Genomic DNA, 12977 nt, shown 5'->3' with positions numbered 1-12977 from the left:
AATTTAACCATATCACATGAAACTGTTTATCGTTGTAAACGTAGACTGGTTCTTCCTTTCCCATAGGTTGCCGGTAGCGCTGGCGGCCAAAGCCGCCGGTTACGACGTCACCATCGTGACGGCGGATACCGGCCGGGCCGATGAAATCCGCAGCCATGGCCTCAAAGTCATACACCTGCCTTTCAAACGCTCGGGTATGAACCTGAAGGAAGAACTCAACTGTATCCGCCTCTTGTACAACCTGTACAGGCAGCATAAACCGGATGTGCTGCATCATGTAACCATTAAAGTAGCGCTCTATGGCAGCATAGCGGCGCGCCTCTCGAAAATGAAAGGCACCGTCAACGCCATCAGCGGCCTGGGATACAATTTCACCGGCGGCCGTAAAGGGTTGGCGCAGCGCGTCCTCCTCACGATGATGAAATTTGGTTTCCGCGGCGGTAACCGCCACTTCATTTTCCAGAACGAAGATGATGTAAGCGTATTCAAGTCCCTGAAAATAGTGGATGACCGCGATGTAACACTGATCAAAGGTTCCGGCGTGGACCTCAACGAATTTACCTTCGCCCTCAAACCTGCAACTGCCGGTAGGGTGAAAGTAGTGCTGCCTGCCCGCATGCTGCGGGATAAAGGCGTGATGGAATTCATCGACGCTGCCAAGCTGCTGAAAAAGGAGCTGGAACACAGCGCGCAGTTTATCCTCGCAGGGGATGTAGACCACGAAAACCTCGCCGCCATCAGCGCGGAGGAGCTGAACGGGCTTACAGACGGAGATTATATCAAATGGATCGGCTACCAGAAAAACGTGCGCCAGCTCCTGCAGGAGGCTGACCTCGTGGTGCTGCCCAGCTACCGGGAGGGGCTGCCGAAGTCGCTCATCGAAGCGGCGGCAGTGGGCCGCCCTATCATCACCACCGATGTTCCCGGGTGCCGCGAATGCGTCATCCCGGATTATAACGGTTTCCTCGTGCCCGCCAAAGATGCGGAAACGCTCGCCGCCGCGATGCGCCGCCTCATTTTATCCGCTGACCTGCGTAAGGAAATGGGCGCTAACTCCAGGGAACTGGCGGAAAGGGAATTTGGCGTGGACAAGGTAATAGAGAAGACCCTCTACATTTACAGATCATTAGCAAACGTATCGTGATGAATATTTTAATGAGCGGTTACCGTGGTTTTGTGGGTACTAACCTGATGGCCTATACGAAAAATAAGTGGACGGTAACCGGCCTTACCCGGCATAGGTCTTCGTCGGACAAATGCCCGCAAACAATCACCTGGGAAGAGCTGCAGCAGTCGCCGCTGCCGGATGTTGCCGCCGTGGTACACCTGGCCGGGAAGGCGCATGACATGAAGAACGTGAGCTCGCCTAAAGACTACTTTGAAGCCAATACCTACCTCACCCAGCAACTGTTTGACCGCTTCCTGCAAAGCGATGCGCGCTTTTTTTTCTACTGCAGCAGCGTAAAAGCCGCCGCGGATAAAGTCAGCGGGGTGCTCACCGAGGACGTGGAGCCCAAACCGCTCACGCCCTATGGCAAATCCAAACAGATGGCAGAGGCTTACCTGTTGCAACAGCTGCTGCCGCCGGATAAGCACCTGTACATCCTGCGCCCCTGCATGATCCATGGCCCGGGTAATAAGGGAAACCTCAACCTGCTCTATGGTTTCGTTCAAAAAGGCATCCCTTATCCTTTAACCGCTTTCGAAAATAAACGTTCGTTTCTTTCCGTAGAAAACCTCTGCTTCGTGATCGATGCACTACTGGCCGCTGATGGTCGTATCCCTTCCGGTGTTTATAATCTTGCCGACGATGAATCACTGTCTACCAATGACCTGGTGCAGATCATGGAAGAGGTAACGGGAAAGAATATACGGAAACTGCATATCAATCCTTCGTTTATCAGGAGTATGGCCCGGGTGGGGGACTTTATCCGGTTCCCCCTCAATACGGACCGGCTGCAAAAACTGACGGATTCCTATGAGGTTTCCAACGCTAAAATCAAACAGGTGCTGGGGCTGGACAAGCTTCCGCTGGATGCGAGGTCCGGCCTGACAGCCACTATCCGAAGTTTTCAAACCGCCTGATATGACCTATCTGATCATAACCATTATTTTACTGGCGGCCATGCTGGGCTATTTCAAGCTGGCGGACCGCCTCAATATCATCGATAAACCGAACCAGCGAAGCTCCCATACGGAAGTGACTATACGTGGAGGAGGCATTGTATTCCCCCTTGCTGCCTTTGCCTATGGGCTGTGCTTTCACGGCGTTTCCTGGTACACCATCGGCGGCCTCGTGCTGATCAGCGCCATCAGCTTTGCGGACGATGTAAGCAGCCTGAGTTCCAAAGTGCGCCTCCTGGTGCAACTGCTGTCTGTAGCCCTGATCCTGTATGGCATGGGCGCATACAATGCATGGCCTGGCTGGCTGATCGCCGTAAGCGTAGTGCTGATCATCGGCGTGATCAACGCCTATAATTTCATGGACGGCATCAACGGCATTACGGGCCTCTACAGCCTGGTGGCCTTCCTCTGCCTCTGGTACGTAAATACCTACCTGCACCCATTTACGGACAGCGCCTTTATCATTTGCCCGATACTGGCCTGCCTCGTATTCCTCTTTTTTAACTTCCGTACCAAAGCCCGCTGCTTTGCCGGCGATGTGGGCAGCGTATCCCTGGGATGCTGGCTGGCATTGCTGATCCTTTCCCTGGTATGGCAGAGCGGGGAAATCAAATACATACTGGTGCTGGCAGTCTACGGTTGCGATACCGTGCTGACCATCCTGCACCGGCTGCTGCTGAAGCAAAATATTTTCGAAGCCCATCGTTTGCATTTCTACCAGGTACTGGCCAACGACCAGCGCGTGCCGCACCTGATCGTAAGTACCGGCTACGCCATCCTGCAGCTGGCGATCGATGTGCTGCTGCTCAATACCCACTGGGATTTTATTACCACCATGCTGGTAGCCTGCCTGCCGCTTGCAGGAATTTATGTGGCGATGAAAAATAAATTGATGACAAAATCCGTTGCTGTATGAAAAAAGAAGTAGTGATATATGGCGCCGGCGGGCATGCGCGCGTTGTGTCCGCTTTAGTCAGGGATCATAACCATGAAGTGCGTTGCTTTTTTGATGACCAGGAAACCACGGCTACAGACGTGATGCCATACCGGGAGGATGCATTCCCTGATGCTGCCATGATTATAGCCATTGGCAACAATACCGTGCGGCAGCGGCTGGCGGATACAGTCGCCCATCCTTTCGGTACCTTTGTACATGTGGATGCCAGTGTAGACGTGAGCGTTACCCCGGGCGCAGGCACCGTAGTGTTGGCCCGGGCAGTGGTGCAGGCCAACGTGCAGCTGGGCGCACACGTGATCATCAATGCAGGCGCGGTGGTAGACCATGACGCCATCATAGAAGACTATGCGCACATCGCGCCCAACGCCTACATCGGCGGAGGGGCACATATAGAAAAAGGGGTAGTGATTGGCGCCGGTGCGGTGGTAACGCGTTTTGCGCGCGTGAAAGCCAATACGGTGGTGCCGCCGCTCACGCTGGTGGTATAGCGCCCCATGATTAAAGTATAAAGGAAACATGCAATTTTTGAAAGCCCTCGGGGCGATATTAACAGTGGCATTATTGAACAACCCGTCCTTTGCACAGGACATCAGCCTGGGCAACCCTTCCATCGAAGGGCCCCCCAAGGCTGGTAACGTACCAGCCCCCTGGTACAGGGCTTTTCAATCGCCCGATACCCAGCCCGGATACTATGGAATTACGCTGCCTGCATCTGATGGTAAAACCTATGCAGGCTTTATTTTTGGGAACCGCTGGCAGGAAGGCATTGGCCAACAGCTGCCTTCGCCGCTTAGAGCCGGCAGCACCTACCAGCTATCCTTTGACCTCGCATTCCCTGTACGCTATGACACCCTAACGCTTTGTACCGGCGCCATGGCCATTTACGGCAGCAACAGCGCCACCGAACCGGGGGACCTGTTGTGGCAGTCCGGTAGTTTCATACATACGCAATGGCAGAGATATACGGCTAATCTACGGCCGGCAAAGGATTACAACTATATCCAGCTCCTGGCATACCTGCCGCCTTCCTGCGCGGGTAAAAGCTATACCGCCGCGCTGGTGGATAACCTGTCGCAGGCTTTGGCGCAGGCGCCGGACGTTTCATTTGACATACAGCCCACCTGCAAAGGCAAAAGCACAGGCGGGATTACCGTAATCGCCAAAGGCGGTAAGCCGCCCTACGCCTACGAGTGGCAGCATGGCCCGCGCACCGCGACTGTCAGCGGCCTGGCGGAAGGAGAGTACAGTGTAACGGTGACTTCGGCCAACGGTACCCGCGTGACTGCCGTTGCTAACGTTGCCGCCTATACGCTGGATGTAAAGGCCGTGCCCCGCATGCCATTATGTTATGGAGATGCCAATGGCGCGCTCACCTTAAGGCCGCAGAATGGCATTGCGCCGTTCGCCTTTTCATTCGGAACGGATGCTGCTTTCAAAACGGATAGCGTCTACAGCGGACTCACGGCAGGCGCCTATTGCTATGCCGCCAGGGATGCGGTGGGCTGCGCCATGAGCGCTACGGCAATATTGCCGCAGCCCGAGCCGCTGCGGTTTGGCCGCGTCAAAATCCACCATGTAAGCTGCACGGACGTAATGGACGGGAAGATTGTCCTCGGGGGTAACGGAGGCACGCTGCCGTATAGCTACAGTGTCCAAAATGGTCCCTGGCAAACGGACAGTGTATGGAACGGGCTGGATGCGGGCGCTTACCATCTCCGCATAAAAGACAAAAATAATTGTGAGACCGCGGCGGATTCAAGCCTGATCCGTTATATACGGGAATGCGCCGTGTTTGTACCAACGGCCTTTTCGCCTAACCTGGACGGGCGCAACGATCTGTTTCGTGCCAAAGTCCATGATGCGGTAACGGATTTCAGGCTGGCGGTATATAGCCGCTGGGGCGAGCTGGTGTTCGAAACGCGCGACCCGGAAGGCGCCTGGGATGGCGCCTGGCGCGGAAAAAATATGCCGGCGCAGGTGCTGGTATGGGTACTCACCTATACGGACAGCCGCCGGCAGGCGCGCAAGCAAACGGGAACGGTTACACTGGTACGTTAGCGATGGGGATGGCGGCATTTTTAAACGGATAGCTTTCCAGCAGGGCGCGGAGCTTCCTGTTGTTCGCTATGTCGCGTATCGCCTCCAGGTGCTTGTGGTGATGGAGGTCCGTGCCAATGTAGTCGGCCAGCCCTTTCTGTAACAGGTACTCTGCAGCTGTTTTTATGTGTTTTCCATAATAGCCGGTGAGAGATAAGAGATTCACCTGTAGCATACAGCCGCGTTCCCTGTAACGGGCGTACATCTCGGGCTGCTGGTGGTAATAATTGTACCGCTCGGGATGAGCCAGCAGTACCTGGTATCCCGCGGTTTGAATATCGAACAGCCACTGGAATATCTGCGGCGGGGCGGACATGAATGACATTTCCACCAGTACCACGTTCCCGAAAATTTTCATCAAAGGTTGCTGTAATAGCTGCGGCAGCGACTCGTCCAGGTAGTACTCACCCGCATGGCTAAACGAAATGGGGTTGCCGGCGGACTGTAACGCCTGTAATACCTGTTGATAGGGCCCCGCAAGGGTAGCGGCCGAGTTGGGAAATCGGTCCATCATGACGTGCGGCGTCGTTATGATCTGGCGGATGCCCATTTCCTGTAAAGCAGTGATAAAATGAACGCTGGTTGCAACGTCCTGCACCCCGTCGTCTACTGCCGGCAGCAGGTGGGAGTGCAGGTCCGTACCCATAAATGCCAGCAGGGAGCTGGCGTTGGCATCTGATGCATTTTTTTTACGGAAAAAAAACATAAGCGGTTTCGAATAAAGATTACAGTTAAAATGCTGGTCCTTTACATCGAAATTAATGCCACAATCTGTTCCAGGTATAATTGATCGGTTTCGTCAAATTGAGCCAGGTGTTCGCTGTCTACATCCAGTACGCCTTTTACCACACCGTCGCGGATGATGGGCACCACTATTTCAGAACGGGACAAACTGCTGCAGGCGATATGGCCTGGAAACGCCTCTACATCCGGTACAATGAGCGTCTGCGCCTGTTCCCAGCTGGCGCCGCAAACGCCTTTGCCTTTACGGATGCGCGTACAGGCGATAGGACCCTGGAAGGGCCCCAGTACGAGCTGGTCTTCCTTCACGAGGTAAAACCCTACCCAAAACCAGTTGAACTGCTCCTTCAAAGCACCCGCAATGTTGGCGAGGTTTGCTATCAGATCAAGTTCGCCGTCTATCAATCCTTTTATCTGCGGAATCAGTGAAATGTATTGTTCCGCCTTCGTTCCGTTGGTTACTTTTAAATCTTCTGCCATTGGTCAAAGGTAAGCTATTTGCACTTCACAGTATTGTCATTCCTGCCCCCGAACCCATACAAATATTTGCTCATTTTATGATTAATATCGTATATTTAAAGCAGTAACCATTAATACAAACATTTAAACCAGTCTGGATTTCAGCGGCAAAAAAATCTGCTTTACTGCATGCTGAAAGCATAATTAAAATATCTTTGTTGCGCTATGAAACATCCTGAAGTTATACTGGTAAACGAATCCGACGAAGCCATAGGAGCAATGGAAAAGATGGAAGCCCACGAAAAAGGCTTGCTGCATCGCGCTTTCTCCGTATTTATTGTGAATGACGCCGGAGAAGTCCTGATTCAGCAACGCGCGCTGGATAAATACCATTCAGGAGGATTATGGACCAACACCTGCTGTAGTCACCCTTACCCCGGCGAAACCACGCTGGACGCGGCACACCGCCGCCTCATGGAGGAAATGGGTTTTGACTGTCCCCTGCAGGAGATATTTTCTTTCATGTATAAAAATGTTTTCGACAACGGCCTGACGGAACACGAATTCGACCACGTGTTTGTAGGCACGTACAACGGCCCCATTGCAGCAAATACGTCCGAAGTTAACAGCTACAAGTATATGCCTGCCAGCGAAATCCTCGCACTGATGGAAGCCGAACCGGAAAGTTTTACCGTCTGGTTCCACCGTGCATTACCCATGGTTTTGCAACATCTCAACACCACTATCGGCGAAGTTAAAGCATAAATAAACAGTTTTGCCCAACTTTAGATGTTACCTGCACTGACCAGAAAGATCTGTCCTTTTGTGTTGGAGTTGTCCCTTGACGGCACTGCAGGGGAAGCTGCCTGCAGGGACGAATGACCGCTCCGGACGCCGGTACTACTGCCACTCTTGTAAGCAAAACGACTGAATTTTAACTGTATCGTTTTAACCGTTAACCGAATAAGCATCGCGGCCATCGCCGGCGACGAACACCTGCATGCCTGTTCAATTCCTTACTATGCCACCATCAGCGGCCGTATGGCTGCTGCCAACGCTGCATTCTCTAAACTATAATATGTTAACTTTTAAACAATGAGGCACATGAATCTAATCAACCTTCCGCAACTCAGGTATCCTTTCCCTTCCCGCGTGAATGCCCGCGCCGAAGATGCGCAAACTCATATACACCAGTGGGTGCAAAAATTCGATCTCATTACGGACGAGAAAGCATTGTTCAAATTCAACAAGGCCCGCTTTGCATGGCTGGCCGCCCGCGCCTTCCCGGACGCTCCCTTCCCCGAACTTTGCCTCATTGCCGACTTTAACACCTGGCTGTTTTTACTCGATGATCAATGCGATGAAAATACCGCCGGTAAAAAATCTGATTACCTCCGCACCATTATGGCGGGCCTGATGGATATTTTTCATACCAATAAAGTTTATAGGTTGGAAGATGCAGGGCCGTTGCCGGCTTCCCTGTCCGATATCTGGGAGCGCATGCGCGCCATCAGCAAGCCGTCGTGGCGCCTGCGCTTTATCCGCAGTATGGAAGATTACTTTAATTCCTGTATTTGGGAAGCGGAAAACCGCGAGGCCGGGAAAGTACCGTCCGTAAAAGATTACGTACGTATGCGCCCCTTCACCGGCGCCCTCTTTGCCGACGTGGAAGCCATAGACGTCATTGAGAAAATTTACCTGCCGGATGACCTGCTGAAAAATGGCATTCTCCAACGGATGATCTTAGCCTGTAACAACATTGTTTGCTGGGCAAACGATATCATCTCCTGCACAAAAGAAGCAAAAGCAGGGGATGTACATAACCTCGTATTGGTGCTGCAGCACGAACTGAATATTTCCCTGCAGGAAGCCGTGGCGGAAGCTACGCGCATGCACAACGAAGAGCTGGCGGTTTTCCTCGTGCTGGAAAAACTCCTGCCTTACGATGAAACCCCGTTCAGCTACGAACTGATTCGTTATGTGTCAGTATTGCGGAGCTGGATGATCGGCAATTATGAATGGAGCGTGCTTGATACCGGCAGGTACGGCGTGGCCATGCAACAGGTTTTGCATTGATTTGACCGGTGCAGGGTGTATCTGCCAGGGATACACCCTGTTTTGTTGCATTATTTTTTGCCGTACCTCCGCTCGATCAGCCGCCCCAGACCCCAGAAGCTCAGGGCCAGTATGGCGAAGAACAGCCCTTTATTGGTGCGGTCCCAGAGGTATTCAAAATAGCGGGTGTATAAATTGAGCAGGAAGAAGATCACGCCCATATCGCGGATCATGGGGTCTTTTTGTTTTAAGCCCCAGAGGAAAGTTAATACGCATTGCGCGGTAAACACGAATACCCAGGACAGGAGGTGCACCTGCCGCAACTGCTGCCATTCGGACCAGGTGGCCGTATTCCCGAAAATGGAGATCAGCCAGCCAGAGATCAGGAACAGCAGCCAGCCGCCGCTCTGGGTAATATCCTTAATAGGGGCGTATAGCCGGGTATTTTTTACCAGCGTACCGGCCAGCAGCAGGAGGAAACCCAGCACCGCCATGCGGCAGGGGAGGTTCATGCCGAGGAAGTAGGGCGCGTCGCCCGTCACATAATAGGTCAGCTTTACATAGGCCGGAATGAGGGAAAGCAGCATGGCCACCCAAAGCAAACGGGAATGTAACGCCAACGCAAGTACGCCATATATAATGGTAGCCATCAGCCAGAAGGCCCCGTAGTTGCCGCCGAGGTAATCCATGGATTTGCCCAGGTACACCACGGTAACGCCTGTACTGAGTACCGGCAGCAGCCAGAAAAGCTCCCGGTTGAAGGAAAAGCCAAGCTCATGGCGTTTTTTCCGCCATCCCTGGTAACACAGCCCAGCAGTTACGGCGGCAAAAAGGAAGGCAATCACCCCGTCCGTCAGGCTGAATTTCTTACGCAGTATCTCTATCCACTTCTCATCCAGCACCAGGGAGCCAAAGGCCATCAGGGCGCAGGAAATAGCGGCAATGAATATATACAGGGCGATGGTCTGCCAGTCCGTGGTACGCACCTTCACCGATTCGTTCAGCCGCCTGGCCTGATCCTCGCTGATCAGCGCCTGCTGCTGCCATTCGGCAATGGCACGGTGTAATATGCTGGCTTCCTTTTTATCTACCTCTGGCATGCGGATTTTGATAGGGTGAATGAATGCTACAGGCCACTACAACTGCTTGTCCACAATATGTACCGCCCGCAGGGTGTTGCGTTTCTTGATCTTTAACCGGAAATGGTTGAACAAAGCCAGTGCCGGGATGATCCAGTAACTCAGGTACTGGTAATGCACATTGTCAGGAAAGAAGAAGTACACCATGGAAATCACCGTAAATCCCGTGGCCATGGTCAGGAAATTGTACTTGTACCGCTGGTACATAATCTCTTTTTCGGTATAGTGCCCCGGCGCCGTCAGGGAAGGCTTTTTCTGGAAAGCATAATACGCCATCCAGAACATTGCCGCCAGGCAGCCGGCCAGGTTGCAGAGATAAATAAACAGGGGCAGGATAAAGTGTGGCGTAATATGCACCATCGCCCGCGCCGCAAAAGGGAAGGTGATGATGAAGAACAGGAAAAACAGGTTCCTGGTGACCAGCCCATTATCCTGGTGGTGCAATAACCGGAATAATTGCAGGTGCCTGCGCCAGAAATTGACCATGAAGATGAACGTTGCCAGGAAAACCAACGCCTGCATAGACATTGGCCGCAAATAGGTGAGGTAATCGGCTACCGGTACGGCATCAGGGATCTCAGGTAATTTAATATCCAGGATCAACAGGACAATGGACACCGCAAAAACTGCGTCACTAAAGTGAGCTATGCGCACCAGTTCCAGCTCCCGCTGCTCAGTTCTGGGTTCCTTAATAACAGACATTGACATAATAGGAGCGTATCTTTATAAGCTTCGTACCGGCAATATACAAAGTTCCCCCCAAACATCTCCTTTTACTGCCTGCTCATAATTTCTCCGGTTCAACATTTTCATCATTTTATTGTTATCTACCTGATAATCGTCATAGACCGTCAATGATTTTATATGCGTGGCAACCAATTGCTGTTATCTCTGCTGCTAATTACAGGATTTCAGTCTGTTTTCGGACAGGCAGATACCGCTAAAGGCGCTTCCTATGCCTTCAACCTGGAAGAATGTATCAAATACGGGCTACTGCACCACCACGACGTGGTAAATGCCCACCTTGATGTCAACTTTTCAGAGGAACAGGTGAAGGAAGCTACCGGCAAGCTGCTTCCCCACGGGAATATCTCCGCCGCTTTCAACGATAATATGAAACTGGCCACCTCCCTCATCCCCGATATCGCAAATGGTAACTACGATGTGAAAATCCCCGTGCAATTTGGTACCCGGTTTGCATCTTCCGTCACCGGGCAGGTGGATCAGGTGATCTTCAACAGCGATTACTTCCTGGGCCTCAAAGCCTCCCGCGTGTACACGGACCTGGCCCGCAAAACACTGACCCGCACCAATATCGAAACAACGGTAGCCATCTCCAAAGCCTACTATGCGGTGCTGACCAACCAGGAAAATATCCGCCTCACCAAATCCAACCTCCAGCAACTTACCAAGACGCTGGAAGATACCCGTCAGCGTTATGACCAGGGCGTGTCCGAAAGAATTGATGTGGACCGCATCCAGGTATCATATAATAATACGGTTACCCAGGTGACGAACCAGATACGCAACCTCGTGTATTCGTTACAGTTGCTCAAGTTCCAGATGGGTATGCCCCAGGAGGCGCAGCTGACCCTCACGGAAACCGTGCAGGATTTCAACGTGGAAGACTACCTGTCCGACACGCTCAGCTACCGCCCGGAAGACCGCATCGAATACAGCATGCAAAACACCCAGATCGCCCTCAATGAATTGCAGCTGAAAAGTACCAGGATGAAATACCTGCCATCGCTCTCCGCTTTTGTCAACTATGGCTGGAATTATTTCTCCACCGACTTCGGGGACCTGTATAAAACCGGCTTCGGCGCGTCCGTTTTCGGCCTCTCCCTGAACTGGCCCATCTTTACCGGCACAGAGCGCCTCCACCTGATCAGGCAAAACCGCATCACGGTTGAAAAATCCCGGAACGACCTCGATTATCTGGTACAATCCATCAGCAACGAGGTAAAGCAGGCCAATACCGTGTACCTGAATAATAAGGACAACTTTGTTACCGCCAGGAAGAATATGGACCTCACGCAGGGGATATACGACAGGGTAGTGTACAAATATGACCAGGGGGTAAGCACCAGCCTGGATGTGCTGTCTGCCGAAAATGAACTGACCCAGGCCAGGGTAGACTATATCAACGCCATGCTCAACATCCTCATCAGCAAAACTGACCTGGATAAAGCCATGGGTAAAATCAAGTAATTCGTCAATCGTAATTTCTTCTCCATATGTATCTTAACAAATATTCGAACATACTCCTGTTTTCCTCAGCGGTCATCCTCAGCGCCTGCGGAGGGGGAAAGAAGAACCAGCAGGCTATGATGGGTCAGATGAGAGCTACAGTGGTACCCTATACCGTACAGGCCGGAACCTATACGGTAACGGAGAAGTTCCCGGCCACCCTCACCGCCAACAACATCGTGGAAATCCGGTCGGACGTTACCGGCTTCCTGGACGCCATCCGCGTGCCTGATGGCGCCGATGTAAAGAAAGGCCAGGTATTGTATGAAATAGAAAGGAGTCGCTACACCGCCGCCCTGAACCAATCCACCGCCACCCGCCAGCAGGCGGAGGCGGACCTCGCCCAGAAGCAGCGCGACTACGAACGCTATAAAAACCTCCTCGAACACGACGCCATCTCCAAGCAAACCGTGGATCAGGCTTATACGGCCTTGCTCACGGCCAAGGCTAACCTGGCCGCCGCGCAGGCTGCCGTAGCCAGAGCCGGGACGGATGTGAACCACTCCCAGATCAAAGCCCCGGTAAGCGGAAAAATAGGTATCGTGCAGATCAAAGTAGGGGACATCGTGAATGCCGGCCAAACGCTGATCAACACGGTGGTCAACGAACAGCCCATGTATGTGGACTTCGATGTGTCCCAGTCCCGCGTGCAGGAATTCTCCAGACTGAAAACCTCCCCGGGCGATTTTAAGTTCTTCCTGCAGTTCAACAACGGAGAACGCTACAGCGAAACCGGCAAGATCATTACCATCAATAATATTGTAGACCAGACCACCGGTACCGTGAAGGTGCGCCTGCAGTTTGCCAATGCGGACAGGATGCTGACCTCCGGTATGAGCCTGGTAGTGATCATGGAATACCAGACGCCGGCTTCCCAGATCGCCATCCCGGCCAAAGCCATCGTACAAAACCTCTCTGAAACAAGCGTAATGCTGATCAATAAGGATAATGCCATCCAGCAGAAAAGTATTGAACCGGGGCCCCAGGCGGATACCATGCTGCTGATCAAATCAGGGCTGAATGTGGGCGACAGGATAGTGGTGGATGGCTTGCAGAAAGTAAGACCGGGAGATACGGTGAATATTGCCGGCGCTACGCCGCCGGCTAACGCCCCAGCTCCTGCCGGAAAATAAATCATCAAAACTGCATTCACA

Annotated in this window: 13 protein-coding genes; 9 read left to right on the top strand and 4 right to left on the bottom strand. The window is 52.6% G+C overall.

Annotated features, from left to right (window positions below; genetic code table 11):
• Positions 1-16 precede the first annotated feature (16 nt).
• Genes BOC67_RS08415 through BOC67_RS08395 form a run of 5 tightly spaced genes read left to right on the top strand, consistent with a single transcriptional unit; the run spans position 17 to position 5140 of the window.
• Positions 17-1144 (top strand): glycosyltransferase family 4 protein, encoded by a 1128-nt coding sequence (locus tag BOC67_RS08415; RefSeq protein ID WP_291909294.1) that lies wholly within the window; start codon positions 17-19, stop codon positions 1142-1144.
• On the top strand, positions 1144-2085 hold the full coding sequence (locus BOC67_RS08410) for an NAD-dependent epimerase/dehydratase family protein (RefSeq protein ID WP_291909290.1): 942 nt from the start codon (positions 1144-1146) through the stop codon (positions 2083-2085). Before BOC67_RS08415 ends, BOC67_RS08410 begins: the two co-directional genes overlap by 1 nt.
• A gap of 1 nt (position 2086) precedes the next feature.
• Entirely contained in the window at positions 2087-3040 is a 954-nt protein-coding gene (locus tag BOC67_RS08405) for a glycosyltransferase family 4 protein (protein ID WP_291909289.1), read from the top strand.
• Complete coding sequence (locus BOC67_RS08400; protein WP_291909287.1) at positions 3037-3570, top strand: hypothetical protein; 534 nt, start codon at positions 3037-3039, stop codon at positions 3568-3570. Before BOC67_RS08405 ends, BOC67_RS08400 begins: the two co-directional genes overlap by 4 nt.
• A 28-nt stretch (positions 3571-3598) precedes the next feature.
• Positions 3599-5140 carry a gliding motility-associated C-terminal domain-containing protein gene (locus BOC67_RS08395; protein WP_291909285.1) on the top strand — a complete coding sequence of 514 codons (1542 nt, stop codon included), beginning with the start codon at positions 3599-3601 and terminating at the stop codon, positions 5138-5140.
• Here the strand turns inward: BOC67_RS08395 and BOC67_RS08390 are convergent.
• Both BOC67_RS08390 and BOC67_RS08385 read right to left on the bottom strand, forming a co-directional pair.
• The gene (locus tag BOC67_RS08390) at positions 5124-5885 is read right to left on the bottom strand and encodes a CpsB/CapC family capsule biosynthesis tyrosine phosphatase (RefSeq protein ID WP_291909282.1); all 762 of its coding nucleotides are present in this window, start codon (positions 5883-5885) and stop codon (positions 5124-5126) included. The genes BOC67_RS08395 and BOC67_RS08390 overlap by 17 nt on opposite strands.
• Before the next feature lie 41 nt (positions 5886-5926).
• Positions 5927-6400 carry a GAF domain-containing protein gene (locus BOC67_RS08385; RefSeq protein WP_291909280.1) on the bottom strand — a complete coding sequence of 158 codons (474 nt, stop codon included), beginning with the start codon at positions 6398-6400 and terminating at the stop codon, positions 5927-5929.
• A gap of 204 nt (positions 6401-6604) precedes the next feature.
• Between BOC67_RS08385 and idi the strand changes: the two genes are divergently transcribed.
• Both idi and BOC67_RS08375 read left to right on the top strand, forming a co-directional pair.
• The gene (gene idi, locus BOC67_RS08380; protein ID WP_291909277.1) at positions 6605-7144 is read left to right on the top strand and encodes an isopentenyl-diphosphate Delta-isomerase; all 540 of its coding nucleotides are present in this window, start codon (positions 6605-6607) and stop codon (positions 7142-7144) included.
• 339 nt (positions 7145-7483) lie between these two features.
• Positions 7484-8455: a hypothetical protein gene (locus tag BOC67_RS08375; protein ID WP_291909275.1), complete on the top strand. Its 972-nt coding sequence runs from the start codon at positions 7484-7486 to the stop codon at positions 8453-8455.
• Positions 8456-8505: 50 nt separating this feature from the next.
• Here BOC67_RS08375 and BOC67_RS08370 read toward each other — a convergent pair whose 3' ends face one another.
• Together BOC67_RS08370 and BOC67_RS08365 are read right to left on the bottom strand one after the other, a co-directional pair.
• A complete protein-coding gene (locus BOC67_RS08370; RefSeq protein WP_291909272.1) occupies positions 8506-9534 on the bottom strand; it encodes a hypothetical protein in 1029 nt (342 codons plus the stop codon).
• A 36-nt stretch (positions 9535-9570) separates the two neighbouring features.
• Entirely contained in the window at positions 9571-10275 is a 705-nt protein-coding gene (locus BOC67_RS08365; protein WP_291909268.1) for a TMEM175 family protein, read from the bottom strand.
• Positions 10276-10437: 162 nt separating this feature from the next.
• On the opposite strand from BOC67_RS08365, the gene BOC67_RS08360 reads away from it, so the two are divergent.
• Together BOC67_RS08360 and BOC67_RS08355 are read left to right on the top strand one after the other, a co-directional pair.
• Entirely contained in the window at positions 10438-11784 is a 1347-nt protein-coding gene (locus BOC67_RS08360) for a TolC family protein (protein ID WP_291909266.1), read from the top strand.
• Between the two features lie 26 nt (positions 11785-11810).
• The gene (locus tag BOC67_RS08355; protein ID WP_291909263.1) at positions 11811-12956 is read left to right on the top strand and encodes an efflux RND transporter periplasmic adaptor subunit; all 1146 of its coding nucleotides are present in this window, start codon (positions 11811-11813) and stop codon (positions 12954-12956) included.
• Positions 12957-12977: the final 21 nt, after the last annotated feature.

It is taken from the genome of Chitinophaga sp. CB10 (assembly GCA_001870995.2).
Classification (GTDB): domain Bacteria; phylum Bacteroidota; class Bacteroidia; order Chitinophagales; family Chitinophagaceae; genus Chitinophaga.
The sequence above is the reverse complement of the archived record's forward strand: the minus strand, read 5'-3'. Positions and strand labels throughout refer to the sequence as shown.